A 20336-nucleotide genomic window follows, 5' to 3' on the forward strand; every position below is an offset into this window, starting at 1 on the left:
CTCACTCCCCCGGTTTCGCTCCGAAGAGGTCCGCCGGGTTCGTGCGCTCGACTTGCATGTATTAGGCACGCCGCCAGCGTTCGTCCTGAGCCAAGATCAAACTCTCCATGAAAGTTGATGCTTAGATCGTGCTGGTCTTACATTGCGCAGCAGGCCTTGCCTGCCGCGACTTGATATTTCGCGCGTTGTTTTCATTCCATTTTCAAAGGACACGTGGTGTTGCTGCTTCGCCTCAATTTAGCGACTTTATTAGTATANCTCTCCATGAAAGTTGATGCTTAGATCGTGCTGGTCTTACATTGCGCAGCAGGCCTTGCCTGCCGCGACTTGATATTTCGCGCGTTGTTTTCATTCCATTTTCAAAGGACACGTGGTGTTGCTGCTTCGCCTCAATTTAGCGACTTTATTAGTATATCAAGTTGGTCAAAGTAAGTCAATACTTTATTTTTGTTTTTTTGTTTTCCAACTTTTCTTTACTGTTTCGCTTTTTGTGGCGCAAGAAGTAATGTACCACGGTCAATTAATAAACGTCAACATGTTATGCGTTATTTTTTCATATTCTCCCAAAATCATTGTATTCAGTATTTTTCTTTTTTTCTGTTTCTCTCTTGTTTAAAAGAAAAGAAGCCTCTTCTTTAGGATCGAAGAGGCTTCCCTTTGACTGTCGAACCGCTGGCTTTCGTCAGTCGGTGAAGAAGAAGAAGCTGCCAGGCGTTGGAGACAAACAGCGGGGTAATATAAATCCAAAGCCATTTGGAGTCGTTTACCGTTCCTACTGTAAGAGCCGGAAGCCATTCTATCGTCGTGACTACAAACATAAAGAAGAAAGCAGGAATGAAGGCCTGACTGTTCGTTTCTAATTTCTTTCGATAAGCAACCGCTCCTGCAAGGACCAAAAAGACAATCGGCATCACCATATAGTCGAGAATCGTTTCGTTTCCTTCTGCAAAAGCAATATAACGAAAGTAAACGAGATCAAAAAACACAAAAGCAATCAGCACCATCTGCACCCGGTTCCAAAGCTTTGTCGTTTTAAACAGGCTCAGCGCAAAACGATGAAGAGTTAAATACGCAAAGTACCCCATCTGGGCCACCAGGCTGATCGCTGCGCTGATTCCTAGAATCCAGATCAATCCAAACAGGAAATTTAAAAACCCGCCGTTGAAATATGTAGAGGGGTCTATTACTATCCCTACCACTGCTCCGCTAAGCGCCCCTATAAGCAGTGTAGAAAAAAACAAATAAACTACTTTCCTCGCATTCACTATTGCTGCACCCCTTATGTCTTCACATGTGGCTTCTTGTAAATTCTATCAAGCAGGCATTAAAAAAGCTACCTGGTATTTGAAACCGCTTCATTCAAATAGAAAAAAACACTTCCTTTCTTTATGTAAAAGAAAAGAAGTGCTTTGTTGTATTATTTGCCGATTTTCTCCACTACCCGCTGGGCCATATCTTTATAGATAGATCCAATTTGATGCTCTTCTTCATATACGGAAGGAGCAAAGATGTCTTTATTTTCTGTCGGCTGGCCGAGTGGGATACGGCCGAGTATTTCTGTTTTCAGCTCATCCTTCAGGCGTTCCCCGCCGCCTTCACCAAACACGTACTCTTTCTCACCGGTAACCTTGCTTTCAAAGTAGGCCATGTTTTCAACAATACCCAGAATTTCATGGTGGGTACGAATAGCCATTGCACCTGCACGCGCTGCGACAAATGCTGCTGTTGCGTGAGGGGTGGTTACAACGATTTCTTTACATTCCGGAAGCATCGTGTGGATATCAAGAGCCACATCCCCGGTACCCGGCGGAAGATCCAGCACGATGTAGTCCAACTCGCCCCACTCTACTTCGTTAAAGAAGTTATTTAACATTTTTCCAAGCATCGGACCTCTCCAGATAACTGGAGCATTGTCTTCTACGAAAAAGCCCATCGACATTACTTTCACACCGAATCGCTCTACTGGGAAGATACGGTCGTTTTCTACCTTTGGACGCGTATCGATGCCCATCATGTCCGGCACACTGAAGCCATATATGTCTGCATCAATAATACCAACTTTTTTCCCTGCTCTGGCCAGCGCCACTGCAAGGTTAACAGAAACGGTTGATTTCCCTACGCCGCCTTTACCACTTGTTACTGCGATAAACTCAGTTTTATTGTCTTTGGATAATAGAGACGCAGAAGCAGGAGACCCGCCGCCGTGCTTTTCTATTTCCTCTTCCTCTAATGCTTCAAAACGAAGACCAACGGACTCCGCTCCGGCATCTTTTAACAATTTAACTACGTCCTGCTGTACTTTCATTTGTTCAGGCGTACCTGTGCGGGCAAGGGCAATCTTAACGCTTACATTGCCATTTTTAATTCGAACGCTTCTTACTCCACCTGTTTCCGTAACGCTTTTATTTAAATCGGGATCCTCTATGCTTTTTAAGGCCTCGAGGACCTGCTCTTCTGTGATCAAAACGGACACCATCCTTTTAGCAGCAATTTGTTCTGCTCCTAGCATACATTGTTTTCTAGGTTCTTTTCAAACGTTTGCTATACAAACAGGCAAAATAAATCCTATCTGCCTTTAATCAGCCGCTCTCTCTTTCTTCTGTTAATAGCAAGCCGGTTAACAATCTGAATGATTTTCAGACGCATCTGCCGGTCACTGTGTACAAGCTTCACCCCGTAGTAATAGCGGCTTCCCTCTTTTTCTTTACGCTCGATTGTGCCATACAGTTTAAAAGGCGTCTGCAGCACCTGAAAAGTAAAACAGTACATTACTTCCTCTGCTAAGGGAATATCCAGCCTGGTGGAAAACCGCAGACCGCCGGCTGATAAATCCTGAAGATACATACGGGCCGGTTTGCTTTCGATAATCTTTTCCTGCATTTTATATATAGAAAACATTCCTTCAATAGGGTGAGATTCAAAATTAAAACGGACATCCCGCCTTTGGTTGCTCATATTTTTCCTCCTGCTCATATGGCAGCTGCATAACGTCCAGTAAACACCGCCCTGCAACGCACTATATTACGATCAATTATTTACATATTAAGTATATATTATGATTACTTAGTATTACAACTAAAGTATGTGTATTAATATAAAAGATTAAGACTCTCTTACAAACAGTCGTAAAAAAGACACCTTACCGGTGCCTGGCTTTTAATCAACCTGATAGCGGTCAATAAAAATTTCTTCCTGAATCAGCTTAATTTCGTTTAAAATTTCTTCGGCGAGCTCCTTATTATCTTCCAATGGATGTTCTTGAAAAAAAGAAGCTTTATTTAAAATATCTTCTATCTTTTTCTTAGAAGCTTCACTGCCTACTCTGTAATAATGAGCCAGTGCGATCGAAGCCGCTGTGAAAACGCCTCCTCTGCCTTCTATAAACGAAGCCGTCACATTTCCCCCGTACGTACTGCCTTCATTACAGTGCAGAGCTTTTCGTACACACTTTTCTAACTGTCCGCTGATCATGGCGTTTCCCTCCTAGTAGGTTATGTTCGTAATTTATCCCGAACTCTCCAGAAAGTCAACTACATTGTCTGACCGCAAAAAAACCTTCCAGCCAATAGGGCCGAAAGGTTTTGCATTGAAATGATTAACGCTTCGAGAACTGAGGAGCGCGACGGGCTGATTTAAGACCGGGCTTCTTACGTTCTTTCATACGTGGGTCACGAGTAAGGAATCCGGCAGCCTTAAGAGACTTACGGAAATCAGGGTCAACGTCTAAAAGCGCACGGGCTACACCGTGGCGGATAGCACCGGCCTGTCCTGTGAATCCACCGCCGTTTACGTTCACTTTAAGGTCATACTGACCTTCAGTTCCCGTTTCTACGAGTGGTTGGTTTACAATAAGCTTAAGTGTTTCAAAGTTGAAGTATTCATCAATGTCGCGGTTGTTTATCGTCACACGGCCATCGCCTGGTACGACAAAAACACGAGCAACAGAATTTTTACGACGTCCGGTACCGTAGTATTGCACTTGTGCCATAATATAATTTCCCTCCTTCTAATTTAGCCGCGAAGTTCGTACTTCTCTGGCTGTTGTGCTTGATGATTGTGTTCAGAACCTGCGAATACGTGAAGTTTTCTAGATTGTACGCGTCCAAGAGATGTCTTTGGAAGCATGCCTTTGATAGCAAGCTCAAGCATTCTCTCCGGCTTGTTTGCACGCATGTCTCCGGCAGTTGTTTCTTTCAGGCCGCCTGGATGTCCGCTGTGCTTGTAGTAAATCTTATCACGGAGCTTCTTTCCTGTAAGGTGAATCTTGCTTGCATTAATAATAATAACGTGGTCTCCCATATCAACGTGAGGAGTAAACTGAGGCTTGTTCTTGCCGCGAAGGATGGATGCTACTTCGCTGGAAAGACGTCCAAGAGTTTGTCCGTCAGCATCTACAACGTGCCATTTTTGTTCAATTTCTTTTGGCTTTGCCATGTATGTTGTACGCATTATTTTTTCCCTCCTAATTAGTTCTTTTTTTATTGGTTTTTGTCAGTTGTCATCGTCCATTATCATTCCGTATCCCGGGGCTGTGGGACTTTGAAATGCCAACAACTATCATATAACATGCCTTCCTTAATGTCAATGCAATGTACACCAGGAATCGTTGTTTTTTAAAAGATTTTTCACTATCCGCTTAATCACTGTTAGAACGGGCCTTCCTCGTATACTACACGTTCCAGATAAAGACCATGCCCCGGTGCGGTTTGTCCTGCTTTGGACCGGTCTTCTGCTTCCAGAATAGACTTGATTTTTCCTGGTTCGATACGGCCATTGCCGACTAACAGAAACGTACCTACTAAGATACGTACCATATTATACAAAAAGCCGCTGCCCTTAAAAACAAAATGCAGTTCATCCCCATGTGTTTCAATACGTGCCTCATAAATGGTCCGCACCATGCTTGTTACGCCCGTCCCGGTAGAACAGAAAGAGGAAAAGTTATGCGTTCCTTCGATAAAAGGCAGCGCCTCTCTCATTTTCTCCACTTCCACCGGCTTGGGATAAAAATACGTATAATGGCGTCGGAACACATCTCTTGTTCTTCCCGTGAGCACCCGGTAGCGGTACTCTTTACCAAGGGCGTCGTAACGGGCATGAAAAGAAGGATCCACGTATTCTGCCGACAGTATTTGGATATCAGATGGAAATAAGCCGGAGGAGGTAATCGGCCACCGCTCTTCCGGAACATAATAGTCGGTGTCGAAATGAATGGTCTGTCCATTGGCATGAACACCGGCATCGGTCCGTCCGGAAGCAAAAATCGTTACTTTTCTGCCCCGGTGCATTTTAGTCAGACCTTTTTCTATGACTTCTTGAAGGGTTTTGCTGTTTTGCTGCATCTGCCAGCCGGAATAATTCGTTCCATCATAAGCGATCACCGCTTTTACTCTGTACTTCATCCTTTTGTTACTCCCTTAATAAAAATAATGCTGCCACCAGCACCACGACCAGCACGCAGGCAGCCGTATCTCTTGTTTTCCAAATCAGCTGACGAAGCTTTGTACGCTCCGCTCCGCTGTTATAGCCTCTTGCTTCCATTGCATACGCTAAATCCTCCGCTCGTTTAAAAGAGCGTACAAATAACGGCACCAGCAGGGCAACGAACGCCTGGGCCCTGTCTTTTAGAGACCCTTTGTTAAAATCAGCGCCGCGTGCAGTCTGTGCTTTGATAATTTTTTCGGTTTCCTGCATCAGTGTTGGAATAAATCGGATTGCAATAGACATCATCATTGCTACGTCGTGGGCCGGGAAGCGAAAACGACGCAGGGGCGATAAAAACTGCTCCATCGCATCTGTTAACTCAATCGGACTCGTCGTCAAGGTCAACAGCGAGGTCAGAAACACCAGCAGCAGCAGTCGAAGAGCAATAAACAATCCTTGGATCACTCCATCTTCATAAAACTGAAAAGCTCCGAGTGAAAAGAGCACCTCTCCTTCCCTCGTAAACAGGGCATGAATAAAAAAGGTGAACAGCACCAGCAGAAAAATAGGAGCCATCCCTTTTCGTATATAACGAAACGGCACGCCGGACGAAAGATATATTGCTGCAGCTGTGCCGCCTAATACGGCATAGCCGCTCCAGGAATTAGTCAGGAAAATTGCCGCGATCAATAGAAAGATAGAAGCCAGCTTCGCTCTCGCATCCATTCGGTGAAGAATGGAGCGGCCCGGGAGATACTGGCCTATAATCACGTGTTCAAACATGGGTATCGCCTTTTTTCTGTTGAAGTTTCTCTTCCAATTCCCGGGCTGCTTCTTCCGGTCTCAAGTGGTAGCTGGAAAATGCTACTCCCATTTCCTGCTCGATCTGCTTTAATACTTTGACCTGTTCCGGCACATCTAAATGAAGAGCCTTCAGTTCGGCCTGTTTTTCATAAATGACAGAAGGAGCCCCTTCCATCGTAATCCGCCCTTCGCTCATAACAATAATCCGGTCTGCCAGACGCGCAGCTTCTTCCATTTGATGCGTGATCATAATAGTCGTTGTCTGATACTGCTCCTGCCAGGTTTTGAACAAGGAAAGGATTTCCTCCTGTCCCTGCGGATCCAGGCCGGCAGTCGGCTCATCCAGAATGAGCACTTGCGGCTCCACGGCCAGCACCCCCGCTATTGCCACACGCCGCATCTGTCCCCCGCTCAGCTCAAAAGGAGACCGGCCCAGAAAGCTTTTATCCAATCCAACCAGCTCCAGCAGTTCCGGAAGTCTTTTTTTCGTCCGGGCTTCTTCTTTGCCCGCATTACGGGGACCAAACAATAAATCCTTTTCTACTGTTTCTTCAAACAGCTGATGCTCCGGGTATTGAAACACCATGCCCGTATGCTCGCGCAGTGCTTTAATCTGTCTGCGCCTGGATTTGGCATCAATTGTCCGGCTTCCTACCGTTACCTGTCCGCTGTGGGGTTTTAAAAGACCGTTTATGTGCTGGACAAGGGTGGATTTTCCTGAACCGGTATGCCCGATGATAGCAGTAAAAGACCCCTTTTCGAAATCAACATTAACGTTCGCTAATGCCTGTTTTTCAAACGGCGTCTTTTTCATATAAGTGTGCTCTATGTTTTTTAATGATACCTTCATCTGCTTTTTTCCCTCCAAAGAAATGCTTCTAATGACCGGGAGGAAATCCCTTTGTGTGCTAGAGACTGATACAAGGATGCAGCATAAGGCAATGGGATGTTCTTCTCTTGCAGCCAATCTAAATTGTTCAGCAGCTCTTCTGCTGTAACATCATGAATAATGCGTCCGTTTTCCATATACCATACGCGGTCCGCCATGAGGGCTTCATGCAGCTGGTGCGTAACGGATAAGATCGTCACATCACTTGAGGCATGCAGAGAACGAATAGTATGTAAGACTTCTTGTTTTCCATTTGGATCCAGCATAGAGGTTGCTTCATCCAATACCATGATGGATGGATAAAGAGCTAATACCCCAGCGATAGCAACACGCTGTTTCTGTCCACCGGATAACCGATGTGGTTCTTTATCTAAAATATCTTCTACTCCCGTCTGACGGGCTACTGTTTCAATACGTTGAAGCATGTCTTCTCTAGGTACACCGGCATTTTCCATTCCAAATGCGATATCATCCCTAACAGTAGGTGCTACAAATTGATGATCCGGATTTTGAAAGACCATTCCCACTTCTCTTCGAATAACAGGCAGGTCTTCATCGGAAAAAATGGATTTTCCATTAATATGAATATCTCCTGACTGGGGAAGAAGCAATCCGTTAAATAATCGTGACAACGTAGATTTCCCTGAACCATTCGGGCCAATAACAGCAATCCATTCTCCATGTTGAACAGAGGCACTTACGTCAGATAGTACGACGGGGCCGTCTTCTTCATATTGAAAATGAACATTTTTTAACGTTACTGCCTTCATTGATTAGTCCTCTTTTCTCAAACATGCATCGTCCTTTTCACCATACAGCACATTTGCATCCAGGTTTTAAAGGAGCCTGCTTTTTTAGAAAAAAAGAGAGGCTCCAGGCCTTTCTGAAAGAAAGAACCTGGTCTCTTGATTAAATGTCTTTTCGGTTTTTAAAAAAGGGCGTAGACGCAATCCTCTAAAGATCCGTCCAGCCCTTTTTTATCAGCCCGTGAAAAATTACTTATACGAACTCGATAATAGCAAGTTCAGCTGCGTCTCCGCGGCGGGGACCTGCTTTAAGCACGCGAGTGTATCCGCCTTGGCGGTCTTCAAAACGAGGAGCAATCTCATCGAATAACTTTTGAATAGCATCCTGTCCTGTTTCTTCGTTAGCTACCTCTTTACGAATATAAGCAGCAACCTGACGGCGTGCGTGAAGATCTCCGCGCTTGCCAAGGGTTACCATCTTCTCGATAATAGGGCGCAATACTTTTGCTTTAGATACAGTTGTCTCAATTCTTTCATTGATGATCAAGTCTGTAGCCAAGTCACGAAATAGTGCTTTTCTTGCTGAACTGTCACGTCCAAGCTTTGCATATGCAGTCATTTAATTCCCTCCTTCATAAATATTGCGTGGCTTGTTCTATTCTTCTTTACGAAGACCTAAACCAAGTTCCGCTAGTTTTTCTTGAACTTCCTCTAATGATTTACGTCCAAGGTTACGAACTTTCATCATATCATCTTCGGATTTCTGGGTAAGCTCCTGCACGGTGTTAATGCCGGCACGCTTCAGGCAGTTATAAGAACGAACAGATAGATCAAGCTCTTCGATAGTCATCTCAAGCACTTTTTCTTTCTGATCTTCTTCTTTTTCCACCATAATTTCTGCGTTTTGAGCCTGGTCTGTTAATCCGATGAAGATATTTAAATGTTCGTTAAGAATCTTCGCTCCAAGCGAAACAGCTTCTTCAGGGCGAATACTACCGTCTGTCCATACATCCATAGTGAGCTTATCATAGTTAGTGATCTGCCCGACACGTGTGTTTTCTACCTGGTAGTTCACACGTGATACCGGAGTGTAGATGGAATCGATAGGAAGAACACCAATTGGAAGGTCATCCGCATTGTTTCCTTCAGCTGGAACATACCCTCTTCCGCGTTTAGCAGTTAAACGCATGTGAAGATTGGCTCCTTCTGTAAGAGTAGCGATATGAAGATCCGGGTTTAAAATGTCTACGTCACTATCATGGGTAATATCTTTCGCCTTGATAATGCCGTCGCCCGTTTGTTCAATTTCCAATACTTTTTCTTCATCTGAATAAATCTTCAGAGCCAGCTTTTTTAGGTTTAATATGATGGTTGTAACATCCTCTACCACACCTTCAATAGTGGAGAACTCATGCAGGACGCTGTCAATCTGTACTGTTGTGACAGCTGAACCTGGAAGAGAGGATAAAAGGATGCGGCGTAAGGAGTTTCCAAGTGTTGTTCCATACCCACGCTCTAGTGGTTCTACAACAAACTTGCCATATTTGGCATCCTCGCTTACTTCAACCGTTTCGATATTAGGCTTCTCGATTTCGATCATTTAACAATATACCCTCCTTCAAAACGTAGAATTTCCTGTCATCGGCTTACATAGGTAAGCGATTCGGGCATTTTCATTTAGTCAGCTTCCGATTAAGCGACGAACCTGTTTCTTTATAATGCATAAGCTTTTACAAGGAAATCTGTATCCATCATAAAGCTAGGCGTTGCACCAACTTCTGAAAATTATACTCTACGGCGTTTTGGCGGACGGCATCCGTTATGAGGAACTGGGGTTACATCACGAATCATGTTTACCTCAAGTCCAGTTGCCTGTAAAGAACGAATAGCAGCTTCGCGTCCGGAACCTGGTCCTTTAACAGCTACTTCTACGCTTTTAAGACCGTGCTCCATTGCAGCTTTAGTAGCTGTTTCAGCAGCCATCTGTGCAGCGAAAGGAGTAGATTTACGTGAGCCTCTAAAACCTAATGCTCCAGCACTTGCCCAGGATAAAGCATTTCCCTGTGTGTCTGTAATCGTCACGATCGTGTTGTTGAATGTTGAACGGATGTGCGCGATTCCAGTCTCTATATTCTTACGTTGACGGCGTTTACGGTTGTTTGTTTTTGGCTTAGCCATAGTAAGTTAACCTCCTTTTCGTAAATGATTATTTTTTCTTGTTTGCTACTGTACGACGTGCACCTTTACGGCCACGGGCGTTGTTCTTCGTGTTCTGTCCTCTTACAGGAAGACCACGGCGATGACGAATGCCACGATAGCTTCCGATTTCAATAAGACGCTTAATGTTTAGTGACTTTTCACGACGAAGGTCACCTTCCACTGTAAAGTTTTCAACTACAGTACGAATGTTAGCAAGTTCATCTTCTGTAAGATCGCGAGTACGCGTGCTTTCATCAATGTTAGCTTCTTTAAGAATCTTTTGTGCCGCGGATTTACCGATACCATAAACATACGTTAAAGAAATTACAATACGCTTATCGCGTGGAACATCTATACCTGCAATACGTGCCATTTGAGCACCTCCTTTTTATTTAGCCTTGTTTTTGCTTGTGCTTTGGATTGGAGCAAATAACCATAACCGTACCTTTACGGCGGATTACTTTACATTTTTCACACATTGGTTTGACTGACGGTCTCACCTTCATGTTTATTTACCTCCTTAACCGCTTGGAGTACATGCGAGAGTAAACGTGCTACGACTCATCCTGCCGGTTTTTATTTATAGCGGTACGTAATACGTCCGCGTGACAAATCATATGGGGAAATTTCAACGGTTACTTTGTCTCCTGGGAGTATGCGGATAAAGTGCATCCGGATCTTACCAGAAACGTGCGCTAGAATTTTATGCCCATTCTCAAGCTCTACGCGAAACATTGCGTTTGGAAGAGGTTCAAGAACAGTGCCTTCCATTTCAATAACATCATCTTTGGCCATGCATGTATTCTCCTTCCTTCAGTAACTCTGTGCTATGCTTTGTTTTATAGATTATCAGAGCATATCTCAACTTAGCATTGGTCACACGTCCGGTTTCCATTAAACTTCGCTTTACCTCTTCAGAAATGTGCGGCAGAAACTCTACGTGGTTTTTGTTTTTCTTTTTCCCACGGTCGGATTTCCGCTTTTCTCCATCTGCTACTAAAATAAAACGATCATCTACTAAACCAATGACTACGGCAAAATTACCGGCTTCCCGCCCTTTGCGAATCCGGACAATCTGGCCGATCCCGGGCAGCGACTCTGATTCTGTCATTCATCATCACCTTTATTGTTAATCAGGCTTTTGTTAGTATCTCATATCCTTCATTGGTAATGGCAATAGTATGCTCAAAGTGAGCACAGTTTTTCCCGTCAGTCGTTACGACTGTCCAGTTGTCAGAAAGAGTATGAACATAACGTTCTCCCGCATTGATCATTGGTTCAACGGCAAGTACCATGCCAGGCTTTAAGCGCGGCCCTTTTCCTGGAGGACCATAATGAGGGATCTGCGGGTCTTCATGCAGATTCTGCCCAACCCCATGACCCACGTATTCACGCACAACTGAAAAGCCGTGCTTCTCTGCATATGCTTGAATCGCGTGGGACATGTTAGTAAGGCGCTCTCCCGGCTTCGCTTCCTTCAGCCCTTCGTATAACGCTTGTTCCGTTACATCAAGCAGCTGCTGATCAGCGTCCGTAATCGTTCCTACCGCATAAGTCCAGGCAGAATCACCATGATAGCCCTTATATTCGGCTCCGATATCTATAGAAATGATGTCGCCATCTTTTAATACTTTTTTACCCGGTATGCCATGCACCAATTCTTCATTGACTGATACACAGATACTTCCGGAGAATCCATTATACCCTTTAAAGGATGGAATCGCGTCATGCTGACGTATTTTTTTATCGGCAATGCCATCAAGTTCCCGGGTAGTAACCCCGGGCTTAATGTGCTTTTGCAGCTCTTGATGCGTCAACGCAACGATTTTGCCAGCCTCGCGCATAATATCAAGCTCTCGTTCTGTTTTACAAATGATCATTCATGAATTCCTTTCAACAAAGCATCTATTTCATCAAATACTACATTAATATCCTGGTCGCCCCTGACATTACGGATGTAGCCTTTGTCTGTATAGAAATCAATAAGAGGCTGCTGTTGTTCGATATTCACTTCAAGGCGTTTTCTGACCGTTTCCGGCTTATCATCATCGCGCTGCACAAGCTCACTTCCATCAACATCACAAATGCCTTCCTGTTTAGGAGGATTATAAGTTACATGGTACGTTTTGCCTGAAGTCGGCGATACACGGCGTCCCGTCAGGCGCTCTTCCAGCTTTTCCTTAGGAACGTCAACGTTAAGAACATAATCAAGATTTTTGCCTAAAGAGCTTAGTATATCTTCCAAGGCCTCTGCTTGAGCCACAGTACGGGGGAAACCATCGAGAAGAAAGCCGCTTTCGCAGTCGCTTTTACTTAGCCGCTCCCGCACAATGCCGATCGTTACCTCATCTGGGACAAGGTTCCCTGCATCCATATAAGACTTTGCTTCTTTACCAAGTTCGGTACCGTCTTTAATGGCTGCACGAAACATGTCACCTGTTGAAATATGAGGAATGTTGTACTTTGCTACAATCTTTTCGGCTTGTGTACCTTTACCGGCACCTGGAAGCCCCATTAATATCAAATTCACGATATCTCCTCCATCTTTACGATTTCGTGAGGGGCAAGGCGGCTTTCTTCCTCATCCCCTAATGCGCGGCTTATCTATTTGATAAACCCTTTATAACTTCTCTTAATAAGCTGGCTCTCGATCTGTTTCATTGTATCTAATGCCACACCAACAACGATGAGAAGGCCAGTACCGCCAATTTGAATCGTCTGTGGAAGTCCCATCTGTGCTGTGAAAAACACAGGAATAAGAGATACCGCCGTAAGGAACAAAGCCCCTACAAACGTTAAACGATACAAAATACGACGGATATACGTTTCAGTGGTTTTGCCCGGGCGGATTCCCGGCACGTAACCGCCTTGTTTTTTCAGGTTCTCTGCCATCTGCTCAGGATTAACCTGGACAAATGTATAGAAGTACGTGAACCCGATAATTAAAGCTGCATATATAATCATGCCAAATGGCTGCGTATAATCAAAGTTTTGCACAATCCAGTTTGCCACTGCGTTGTCTTCTCCAATTAACCCGGCTACCGTTGGTGGGAAAATAAAGAGAGATAACGCAAAAATAACGGGAATAACACCGGCAGAGTTAACTTTCAACGGAATATGCGTTGATTGGCCGCCTACCTGGCTGCGTCCTGTTAAACGTTTAGCATACTGAATCGCCACTTTGCGAATTGCCTGCTGCACGAAAATAACACCCACGATAATAATGAGTACCGCTAATGCCAAAAGCGCAAGCGTAACAATTCCCATAAACAACTGCTGGCCGGCATCTTCGATTTGTGTGGCATAGATCTGGTTTAACCCGCCGGGGATCCCGGCCGCGATTCCAGCAAAAATAAGGATGGATATACCATTCCCTACTCCTTTTGCCGTAATCTGCTCACCCAGCCACATCAAAAATGCTGTTCCAGTGGTCATAATTAGTGCTATAAAAATGTATTGGGGAACACTTGGATTCGGAATAAGTCCTGGAAATAAGTTATTAAATCCAATAGACATTCCAAGCCCTTGGATAAAGGCAAGAATAACGGTAAAGTAGCGCGTAAACTGCGCCAGCTTCCTTCTTCCTGCTTCCCCTTCTTTCGCCCACTCTGTAAACTTTGGCACAACATCCATTCTTAAAAGCTGAACTACAATAGATGCAGTAATGTAGGGCATAACGCCCATAGCAAAGATAGAGTAATTCGAAAGGGCTCCACCACCAAAAGTGTTAAGGAACCCGAAAGCATTTGCTTGGTCCTGGAAATTCAAGACATCTTGATTAGATCCAGGAACTGGTATAAAGCTTCCTATTCGAAATACTACTAGCATGAGAAGAGTAAAGAAAATCTTATTTCTTAAATCACTCACACGAAAAATGTTAGAGAGCGCGCGAAACATTAGATCACCTCTGTTTTTCCACCAGCCGCTTCAATTGCACTTTTAGCAGAAGCTGAGAACTTGTTCGCTTTCACCGTTAGATCTTTAATGACGTTTCCATCCCCAAGGATTTTCACACCATTTTTAGTTTTGCTTACGACACCTTCTTTAATAAGAAGCTCCGGTGTAACTTCTGTACCGGAATCAAAACGGTTTAATGTTTCGATGTTAACGATTGCGTACTCTTTTCTTGTATAGTTAGTGAATCCACGTTTTGGAAGGCGTTTGAAAATTGGGTTTTGACCACCCTCAAATCCAAGACGTACACCGCCGCCAGAACGAGAATTCTGCCCTTTTTGACCGCGACCGGAAGTTTTTCCATTTCCGGTTGCGACTCCACGTCCAACGCGATTGCGTGTTTTCGTAGATCCTTTTGCAGGCTTCAACTCATGAAGTTTCATGTTGACACCTCCCTGTCCTTTAGAAATCGTATTATGCGTCTAGTTCTTTTACAGTTAATAGATGAGATACTTTGTTAATCATTCCACGAATAGCAGCGTTGTCTTCGTGCACCACAGTGTGGTGCATTTGACGAAGACCCAGAGTATTAACCGTCACACGCTGATCCTTGGGACGACCAATTAAACTACGGCTGAGGGTAATTTCCACTTTTTTGGCCATGTTGTTTCCCTCCTTATCCTAACAATTCTTGCACGCTTTTTCCACGTAATTTGGCAACTTCTTCAGCTGTTTTCAGCTCAGTTAGCCCTTGGATGGTTGCGCGAACCATGTTAATTGGGTTATTAGAACCCAGTGATTTAGAGAGAATATCCTGAACGCCGGAAAGCTCAAGTACAGCACGTACAGGTCCGCCCGCGATAACTCCAGTACCTTCAGAAGCAGGCTTCAATAGTACGTTACCAGCTCCGAAATGTCCTACGATTACGTGAGGAATAGTTGTTCTTACGATTGGCACTTCCACAAGGTTTTTCTTGGCAGCTTCTACCGCTTTGCGGATAGCTTCAGGAACTTCAAGTGCTTTCCCCATGCCAAAACCTACGTGTCCGTTACGATCCCCAACGACTACAAGCGCTGCAAAACGGAAACGACGTCCACCTTTAACAACCTTGGCAACGCGGTTGATTGTAACTACTCTTTCTTCTAGTTCAAGCTTGCTAGCATCAATTTGCATACTGTCCCCTCCTTACTCTTAAAATTTCAGTCCATTTTCACGTGCCGCGTCAGCTAATGCCTGTACACGTCCGTGATAGATAAATCCGCCGCGGTCAAATACTACACTTTCGTAGCCTTTGTCTTTCGCGCGTTTTGCTACAAGTTCACCGATCGTTTTTGCAGCTTCCACATTTCCACCGTTCTCGATATTTAATTCTTTCTCAGTTGTAGAGGCAGCCACTAGTGTAGCTCCTTTTACATCGTCGATAAGCTGTACATAAATATGCTTGGAAGAACGGAATACGTTCAGACGCGGACGTTCAGAAGTGCCTTTGATTTTTCTGCGAATGCTCATATGGCGCTTCTTACGCTTGGCGTATTTCGTAGATTTAGTAATCATGAAACGCTCCTCCTCTCTTAACCTTACATTAAGCGTTATTTACCAGTTTTACCTTCTTTACGTCTAACAAATTCGCCTTCATAACGAACGCCTTTGCCTTTGTAAGGTTCTGGTTTTCTAGTGGCACGGATGTTTGAAGCAACAGCTCCAACGCGCTCTTTATCGATTCCTTTTACAATTACCTTTGTGTTTGATGGAACATCAATCTCGATACCATCTTCTGGTACCATTTCTATAGGGTGGGAATAACCAACGTTAAGGATAAGTTTTGTACCTTGTTTGCTGGCACGATAACCAACACCAACAAGCTCCAAGCCTTTCTCATAACCTTTTGTTACACCTTCCACCATGTTGTTTACAACACTTCTGGTTGTTCCATGCAAAGAGCGGTGCTCTTTGTGGTCAGAAGGGCGCTCGAAGGTAACTTCTGCATCACCAACATTAACTTTAATATCCGGATGAAGCTCACGGCTTAATTCACCCTTAGGGCCTTTTACCGTTACGTGTCGACCGTTCAAGCTGACTGTAACTCCTTCAGGAATTTCTATAGGCTTTAGACCAATACGAGACATATGTTTCCACCTCCGTTCTTATTTATTATTCTTACCAAACGTAAGCGAGTACTTCGCCGCCGATTTCCATTTTACGTGCCTGCTTATCGCTCATCACACCGTGTGATGTAGAGATAACTGCGATTCCAAGACCGCCAAGTACACGAGGAACTTCATCAGACTTAGCGTATACACGAAGTCCAGGCTTACTGATTCTCTTCAATCCAGTGATAACGCGTTGGTTCTCTGCACCGTACTTAAGGAAGATACGGATAAGACCTTGCTTTTTATCATCAACAAATTCTACGTCGCGAACAAAACCTTCGTTCTTTAGAATTTCAGCTATTTCTTTTTTAATGTTAGATGCAGGCATCTCCAGCTTTTCGTGACGAACGATGTTCGAGTTACGAATGCGAGTCAGCATATCTGCAATTGGATCTGTCATGACCATAATGTTTTACCTCCTTCCCTTATCTCGGGCTTACCAGCTTGCTTTTCTAACGCCTGGAATTTGTCCTTTATACGCGAGTTCGCGGAAACAAATTCTGCACAACTTAAATTTACGGATTACGGAATGAGGACGTCCGCAACGTTCACATCTTGTATATGCTTGCACATTGTACTTGGGAGTACGCTGCTGTTTGGCTATCATCGATTTCTTTGCCAAGGTCGATGCCTCCTCTTCAAATTATTATTTGTACTACTTTTTGAAAGGCATTCCCATCTGTGTTAGCAGCTCTCTGGATTCCTCGTCGGAATTAGCTGTTGTAACGATGACAATATCCATTCCACGAACTTTGTCTACTTTATCATAATCAACTTCCGGGAAAATAAGCTGCTCTCTTACTCCAAGAGTGTAGTTTCCACGGCCGTCAAAAGACTTACTTGATACACCACGGAAGTCACGTACACGTGGAAGAGATACATTGATTAGCTTCTCAAGGAAGTCATACATGCGGTCTCCTCTAAGAGTAACTTTTGTACCGATTGGCATACCTTCACGAAGTTTGAAACCAGCAATGGATTTTTTAGCTTTTGTTACAAGAGGCTTTTGACCACTGATGGCACCAAGCTCTTCTACTGCTTTATCCAATGCTTTTGGGTTTTGAACTGCTTCGCCGACACCCATGTTAATAACAATTTTATCTAGCTTAGGAACTCCCATTACAGAAGAATAAGCGAACTTTTCATGCATGTGAGGAACAATCGTTCCTTTGTATTTCTCTTTCAAGGCGTTCATACTGTTAGCCTCCTTTCGTCAGATGACTTATTTATCAAGTGCTTCGCCGGATTTTTTAGCGATGCGTACTTTTTTGCCGTCCACCACTTTGGATCCTACACGGGTAGGTTCTCCAGTTTTCGGGTCAAGAGGCATTACATTGGACACGTGAATAGCAGCTTCCTGAGTTAGGATTCCACCTTGTGGGTTATCCTGGGAAGGCTTAGCATGCTTTTTTACAATATTAATCCCCTCAACAAGAACACGTTCTTTTTTAGGGAAAGCTTGTAAAATAACACCCTCTTTACCTTTATCTTTGCCGGTAATTACTTTCACTTTGTCGCCTTTTTTTACATTAAGACTTTTCTGAGACATAATCGCACCTCCTTAACAAGGCCTATCTATTCGTTTTCTAGTATTAAAGTACTTCTGGAGCAAGCGATACAATTTTCATGTACTGCTCTTCACGTAGTTCTCTTGCAACTGGTCCAAAAATACGAGTTCCTCTTGGGCTTTTATCTGGACGAACAATTACTGCTGCATTTTCGTCAAAGCTGATATAAGAACCATCTTTGCGACGAGCTCCGCTTTTTGAACGAACGATTACTGCTCTTACTACTTCACCTTTTTTGACAACGCCACCTGGTGTTGCTTGTTTAACAGAACAAACGATCATATCACCGATATTAGCTGTCTTACGTCCGGATCCGCCTAGAACTTTAATGCACTGTACTTGACGTGCACCTGAATTATCAGCAACTTTTAATCTACTCTCTTGTTGTATCATAGGTTACGTAACCTCCCTTCCTCAGAAAAGATGTTAGATAATTACGGATTCCTCTACTACTTCCAACAGACGGAATCTCTTGTCTTTAGAAAGTGGACGAGTTTCCATAATACTAACAACATCGCCTTTTTTGGCTTGATTATTTTCATCATGTGCTTTTAATTTTTTGGAATATCTTACGCGCTTGCCGTATAGAGAATCTGTTTTGTACGTTTCAACAACAACTGTAATGGTTTTATCCATTTTGTCAGAAACGACACGTCCAGTATATACTTTGCGCTGATTGCGTTCAGCCATGTAAATGGGCCTCCTCTCGATCGTTATTAACCTTTATTTATACCGAGTTCACGTTCACGTAAAACGGTTTTGGCACGAGCGATGTCTTTACGAACATTGCGAATGCGACCTGGATTTTCAAGCTGACCAGTCGCCAGTTGGAAACGAAGATTAAACAACTCTTCTTTTAACGAAACAGTCTGTGCTTCCACTTCTGCTGTGGTTAAGTTTCTGAATTCATTAACTTTCATTTGCCTCACCACCCAATTCTTCGCGCTTAACAAACTTCGTTTTGATTGGAAGTTTATGAGACGCAAGTCTAAGTGCTTCACGAGCTACCTCTTCAGAAACACCTGCGATTTCAAACATAATTTTTCCTGGTTTTACAACTGCTACCCATCCTTCAGGAGCACCTTTACCGGAACCCATCCGAACTTCTAGAGGCTTAGCTGTGTAAGGTTTATCTGGAAAGATTTTAATCCAAACCTTACCGCCACGCTTCATGTGACGAGTCATTGCAATACGAGCTGATTCAATTTGGCGGTTTGTGATCCAGGAAGCTTCGATAGCCTGAAGACCGTATTCACCAAATGTTACTTCTGTGCCGCCTTTTGCACGGCCTCTCATTTTGCCGCGGTGTTCGCGACGATATTTAACACGTTTTGGTAACAACATTATTAATTGCCCCCTTCCTGTTTTTTCGTACCTTTCGTTGGAAGGACTTCTCCACGGTAGATCCAGATCTTAACTCCGAGCTTGCCGTAGGTTGTATCTGCTTCCGCTGTACCGTAATCAATGTCGGCACGTAGTGTGTGAAGAGGAACCGTTCCTTCGTTATAGCTTTCATCACGAGCGATATCAGCGCCGCCAAGACGTCCGGATACCTGTGTTTTGATCCCTTTCGCGCCTGCGCGCATTGTGCGTTGAATTGTCTGCTTCATTGCACGACGGAAAGAAACACGGTTTTCCAATTGACGAGCGATGTTCTCTGCTACAAGACGAGCGTCCATATCTGCCTGCTTAATTTCAGCGATGTTGATATGAACTCTTTTACCAGTTAGATTGTTAAGGTTTTTACGAAGGGATTCCACTTCAGAACCACCCTTACCAATAACCATACCTGGCTTAGCAGTGTGAATCGTAATGTTTACACGCTTTGCTGCGCGTTCAATTTCAATTTTAGAAACAGAAGCTTCTTTTAGTCTATTTTCAATGTACTCACGCACTTTAATGTCTTCGTGTAAAAGGGTTGCATATTCTTTTTCGGCGTACCATTTAGAATCCCAGTCACGAATGACACCAACGCGTAGTCCTATAGGATTAACTTTTTGACCCACGTGTTATCCCTCCTTCTTTTCTGCTACCACGATTGTGATGTGGCTTGTTCTTTTGTTGATTCTAGTTGCACGGCCTTGTGCGCGTGGACGAAATCTTTTCAGCGTTACGCCTTCATCAACGAATGCTTCCGTGATGTAAAGATCTTCCGGCTCCAGCTCGTAGTTGTGTTCTGCGTTTGCGATGGCAGAATTTAGTACTTTTTCGACAATTGGCGAAGCGCCTTTAGTAGTATTTTTAAGGATACCAATGGCCTCTCCAGCCTTTTTGCCCCGAATGAGGTCAATGACTAACCGTGCCTTACGAGGGGCAATGCGAATTTGTTTAGCAACTGCTTTAGCTTGCATTTAAAGAACCTCCCCTCTTATTAGCGTCTTGTCTTCTTGTCATCTTGTCTGTGACCTTTAAATGTTCTTGTTGGCGCGAACTCACCAAGCTTATGACCGACCATATCTTCCTGAACGTAAACCGGAACGTGCTTGCGTCCGTCATAGACTGCAATAGTATGGCCTACGAAATTTGGAAAGATAGTAGAACGTCTGGACCAGGTTCTGATTACCTTTTTATCATCTGTTTCATTAAGTGCTTCGACTTTTTTCATCAAATGATCATCAATGAAAGGTCCTTTTTTCAAACTTCTGCTCATGAGAGTACCTC

36 protein-coding genes and 1 rRNA gene are annotated in these 20336 nt (G+C 43.9%); all 37 read right to left on the reverse strand.

The window, feature by feature from the left end; translation table 11 throughout:
• Positions 1 to 112: ribosomal RNA gene (locus tag AC5W14_RS16030) — 16S ribosomal RNA — on the reverse strand; the annotation flags it as partial.
• Between the two features lie 523 nt (positions 113 to 635).
• Positions 636 to 1265 (reverse strand): KinB-signaling pathway activation protein, encoded by a 630-nt coding sequence (locus AC5W14_RS16035; protein WP_496194996.1) that lies wholly within the window; start codon positions 1263 to 1265, stop codon positions 636 to 638.
• Positions 1266 to 1417: 152 nt separating this feature from the next.
• A complete protein-coding gene (locus AC5W14_RS16040) occupies positions 1418 to 2464 on the reverse strand; it encodes an Mrp/NBP35 family ATP-binding protein (protein WP_496195002.1) in 1047 nt (348 codons plus the stop codon).
• Positions 2465 to 2565: 101 nt separating this feature from the next.
• Positions 2566 to 2955 carry a PilZ domain-containing protein gene (locus AC5W14_RS16045; protein WP_496060574.1) on the reverse strand — a complete coding sequence of 130 codons (390 nt, stop codon included), beginning with the start codon at positions 2953 to 2955 and terminating at the stop codon, positions 2566 to 2568.
• Between the two features lie 201 nt (positions 2956 to 3156).
• On the reverse strand, positions 3157 to 3471 hold the full coding sequence (locus tag AC5W14_RS16050) for a hypothetical protein (RefSeq protein WP_496194997.1): 315 nt from the start codon (positions 3469 to 3471) through the stop codon (positions 3157 to 3159).
• Positions 3472 to 3595: 124 nt separating this feature from the next.
• Entirely contained in the window at positions 3596 to 3988 is a 393-nt protein-coding gene (gene rpsI / locus AC5W14_RS16055) for a 30S ribosomal protein S9 (RefSeq protein ID WP_120194620.1), read from the reverse strand.
• A 23-nt stretch (positions 3989 to 4011) separates the two neighbouring features.
• Complete coding sequence (rplM, locus tag AC5W14_RS16060; protein ID WP_496060576.1) at positions 4012 to 4449, reverse strand: 50S ribosomal protein L13; 438 nt, start codon at positions 4447 to 4449, stop codon at positions 4012 to 4014.
• A gap of 197 nt (positions 4450 to 4646) precedes the next feature.
• Positions 4647 to 5402: a tRNA pseudouridine(38-40) synthase TruA gene (gene truA / locus AC5W14_RS16065; RefSeq protein ID WP_496060577.1), complete on the reverse strand. Its 756-nt coding sequence runs from the start codon at positions 5400 to 5402 to the stop codon at positions 4647 to 4649.
• A gap of 7 nt (positions 5403 to 5409) precedes the next feature.
• Complete coding sequence (locus AC5W14_RS16070) at positions 5410 to 6207, reverse strand: energy-coupling factor transporter transmembrane component T family protein (protein ID WP_496060578.1); 798 nt, start codon at positions 6205 to 6207, stop codon at positions 5410 to 5412.
• Positions 6200 to 7078: an energy-coupling factor transporter ATPase gene (locus tag AC5W14_RS16075; protein WP_496060579.1), complete on the reverse strand. Its 879-nt coding sequence runs from the start codon at positions 7076 to 7078 to the stop codon at positions 6200 to 6202. The genes AC5W14_RS16070 and AC5W14_RS16075 overlap by 8 nt, the downstream gene beginning before the upstream one ends.
• Positions 7075 to 7887 (reverse strand): energy-coupling factor transporter ATPase, encoded by an 813-nt coding sequence (locus AC5W14_RS16080; protein WP_496060580.1) that lies wholly within the window; start codon positions 7885 to 7887, stop codon positions 7075 to 7077. The genes AC5W14_RS16075 and AC5W14_RS16080 overlap by 4 nt, the downstream gene beginning before the upstream one ends.
• A gap of 229 nt (positions 7888 to 8116) precedes the next feature.
• The gene (rplQ, locus tag AC5W14_RS16085; RefSeq protein WP_496060581.1) at positions 8117 to 8482 is read right to left on the reverse strand and encodes a 50S ribosomal protein L17; all 366 of its coding nucleotides are present in this window, start codon (positions 8480 to 8482) and stop codon (positions 8117 to 8119) included.
• Between the two features lie 36 nt (positions 8483 to 8518).
• Positions 8519 to 9463: a DNA-directed RNA polymerase subunit alpha gene (locus AC5W14_RS16090; protein WP_496060582.1), complete on the reverse strand. Its 945-nt coding sequence runs from the start codon at positions 9461 to 9463 to the stop codon at positions 8519 to 8521.
• 185 nt (positions 9464 to 9648) lie between these two features.
• On the reverse strand, positions 9649 to 10041 hold the full coding sequence (gene rpsK / locus AC5W14_RS16095) for a 30S ribosomal protein S11 (protein ID WP_120194612.1): 393 nt from the start codon (positions 10039 to 10041) through the stop codon (positions 9649 to 9651).
• 28 nt (positions 10042 to 10069) lie between these two features.
• On the reverse strand, positions 10070 to 10435 hold the full coding sequence (gene rpsM, locus AC5W14_RS16100; RefSeq protein ID WP_496060583.1) for a 30S ribosomal protein S13: 366 nt from the start codon (positions 10433 to 10435) through the stop codon (positions 10070 to 10072).
• A gap of 19 nt (positions 10436 to 10454) precedes the next feature.
• Positions 10455 to 10568, reverse strand: coding sequence for a 50S ribosomal protein L36 (rpmJ, locus tag AC5W14_RS16105; RefSeq protein ID WP_120194610.1), 114 nt, complete (start codon positions 10566 to 10568; stop codon positions 10455 to 10457).
• A 70-nt stretch (positions 10569 to 10638) separates the two neighbouring features.
• Positions 10639 to 10857, reverse strand: coding sequence for a translation initiation factor IF-1 (gene infA / locus AC5W14_RS16110; RefSeq protein WP_091663629.1), 219 nt, complete (start codon positions 10855 to 10857; stop codon positions 10639 to 10641).
• On the reverse strand, positions 10844 to 11173 hold the full coding sequence (locus AC5W14_RS16115) for a KOW domain-containing RNA-binding protein (RefSeq protein ID WP_496060584.1): 330 nt from the start codon (positions 11171 to 11173) through the stop codon (positions 10844 to 10846). Before AC5W14_RS16115 ends, infA begins: the two co-directional genes overlap by 14 nt.
• 22 nt (positions 11174 to 11195) lie before the next feature.
• On the reverse strand, positions 11196 to 11942 hold the full coding sequence (gene map, locus AC5W14_RS16120) for a type I methionyl aminopeptidase (protein ID WP_496060585.1): 747 nt from the start codon (positions 11940 to 11942) through the stop codon (positions 11196 to 11198).
• On the reverse strand, positions 11939 to 12592 hold the full coding sequence (locus AC5W14_RS16125) for an adenylate kinase (RefSeq protein WP_496060586.1): 654 nt from the start codon (positions 12590 to 12592) through the stop codon (positions 11939 to 11941). Before AC5W14_RS16125 ends, map begins: the two co-directional genes overlap by 4 nt.
• Positions 12593 to 12666: 74 nt before the next feature.
• Complete coding sequence (gene secY / locus AC5W14_RS16130) at positions 12667 to 13959, reverse strand: preprotein translocase subunit SecY (protein WP_496060587.1); 1293 nt, start codon at positions 13957 to 13959, stop codon at positions 12667 to 12669.
• Positions 13959 to 14399: a 50S ribosomal protein L15 gene (gene rplO, locus AC5W14_RS16135; RefSeq protein WP_496060588.1), complete on the reverse strand. Its 441-nt coding sequence runs from the start codon at positions 14397 to 14399 to the stop codon at positions 13959 to 13961. The genes secY and rplO overlap by 1 nt, the downstream gene beginning before the upstream one ends.
• A gap of 31 nt (positions 14400 to 14430) precedes the next feature.
• Positions 14431 to 14619, reverse strand: a complete 189-nt coding sequence (rpmD, locus tag AC5W14_RS16140; RefSeq protein ID WP_496060589.1) for a 50S ribosomal protein L30 — start codon at positions 14617 to 14619, stop codon at positions 14431 to 14433.
• A gap of 13 nt (positions 14620 to 14632) precedes the next feature.
• Complete coding sequence (gene rpsE / locus AC5W14_RS16145) at positions 14633 to 15130, reverse strand: 30S ribosomal protein S5 (protein WP_120194603.1); 498 nt, start codon at positions 15128 to 15130, stop codon at positions 14633 to 14635.
• 18 nt (positions 15131 to 15148) lie between these two features.
• A complete protein-coding gene (gene rplR, locus AC5W14_RS16150) occupies positions 15149 to 15511 on the reverse strand; it encodes a 50S ribosomal protein L18 (RefSeq protein ID WP_496060590.1) in 363 nt (120 codons plus the stop codon).
• A gap of 35 nt (positions 15512 to 15546) precedes the next feature.
• Positions 15547 to 16083: a 50S ribosomal protein L6 gene (gene rplF, locus AC5W14_RS16155; protein WP_496060591.1), complete on the reverse strand. Its 537-nt coding sequence runs from the start codon at positions 16081 to 16083 to the stop codon at positions 15547 to 15549.
• A 31-nt stretch (positions 16084 to 16114) separates the two neighbouring features.
• Complete coding sequence (gene rpsH, locus AC5W14_RS16160) at positions 16115 to 16513, reverse strand: 30S ribosomal protein S8 (protein ID WP_120194600.1); 399 nt, start codon at positions 16511 to 16513, stop codon at positions 16115 to 16117.
• Between the two features lie 30 nt (positions 16514 to 16543).
• Complete coding sequence (locus AC5W14_RS16165; RefSeq protein WP_120194599.1) at positions 16544 to 16729, reverse strand: type Z 30S ribosomal protein S14; 186 nt, start codon at positions 16727 to 16729, stop codon at positions 16544 to 16546.
• A gap of 33 nt (positions 16730 to 16762) precedes the next feature.
• Entirely contained in the window at positions 16763 to 17302 is a 540-nt protein-coding gene (rplE, locus tag AC5W14_RS16170) for a 50S ribosomal protein L5 (RefSeq protein WP_496060592.1), read from the reverse strand.
• Positions 17303 to 17329: 27 nt separating this feature from the next.
• Positions 17330 to 17656: a 50S ribosomal protein L24 gene (rplX, locus tag AC5W14_RS16175; RefSeq protein ID WP_496060593.1), complete on the reverse strand. Its 327-nt coding sequence runs from the start codon at positions 17654 to 17656 to the stop codon at positions 17330 to 17332.
• A 43-nt stretch (positions 17657 to 17699) separates the two neighbouring features.
• On the reverse strand, positions 17700 to 18068 hold the full coding sequence (rplN, locus tag AC5W14_RS16180; protein ID WP_496060594.1) for a 50S ribosomal protein L14: 369 nt from the start codon (positions 18066 to 18068) through the stop codon (positions 17700 to 17702).
• Between the two features lie 33 nt (positions 18069 to 18101).
• A complete protein-coding gene (gene rpsQ, locus AC5W14_RS16185; RefSeq protein ID WP_496060595.1) occupies positions 18102 to 18365 on the reverse strand; it encodes a 30S ribosomal protein S17 in 264 nt (87 codons plus the stop codon).
• Between the two features lie 26 nt (positions 18366 to 18391).
• Entirely contained in the window at positions 18392 to 18595 is a 204-nt protein-coding gene (gene rpmC, locus AC5W14_RS16190) for a 50S ribosomal protein L29 (protein WP_120194594.1), read from the reverse strand.
• Positions 18585 to 19019: a 50S ribosomal protein L16 gene (gene rplP / locus AC5W14_RS16195; RefSeq protein ID WP_496060596.1), complete on the reverse strand. Its 435-nt coding sequence runs from the start codon at positions 19017 to 19019 to the stop codon at positions 18585 to 18587. The genes rpmC and rplP overlap by 11 nt, the downstream gene beginning before the upstream one ends.
• 2 nt (positions 19020 to 19021) lie before the next feature.
• Entirely contained in the window at positions 19022 to 19681 is a 660-nt protein-coding gene (rpsC, locus tag AC5W14_RS16200; protein WP_120194592.1) for a 30S ribosomal protein S3, read from the reverse strand.
• A 3-nt stretch (positions 19682 to 19684) separates the two neighbouring features.
• Positions 19685 to 20026, reverse strand: coding sequence for a 50S ribosomal protein L22 (rplV, locus tag AC5W14_RS16205; RefSeq protein WP_496060597.1), 342 nt, complete (start codon positions 20024 to 20026; stop codon positions 19685 to 19687).
• 20 nt (positions 20027 to 20046) lie between these two features.
• Positions 20047 to 20325, reverse strand: a complete 279-nt coding sequence (rpsS, locus tag AC5W14_RS16210; RefSeq protein WP_496060598.1) for a 30S ribosomal protein S19 — start codon at positions 20323 to 20325, stop codon at positions 20047 to 20049.
• Positions 20326 to 20336: the final 11 nt, after the last annotated feature.

The sequence above is a fragment of the Sinobaca sp. TMA16-18 genome, from assembly GCF_059510535.1.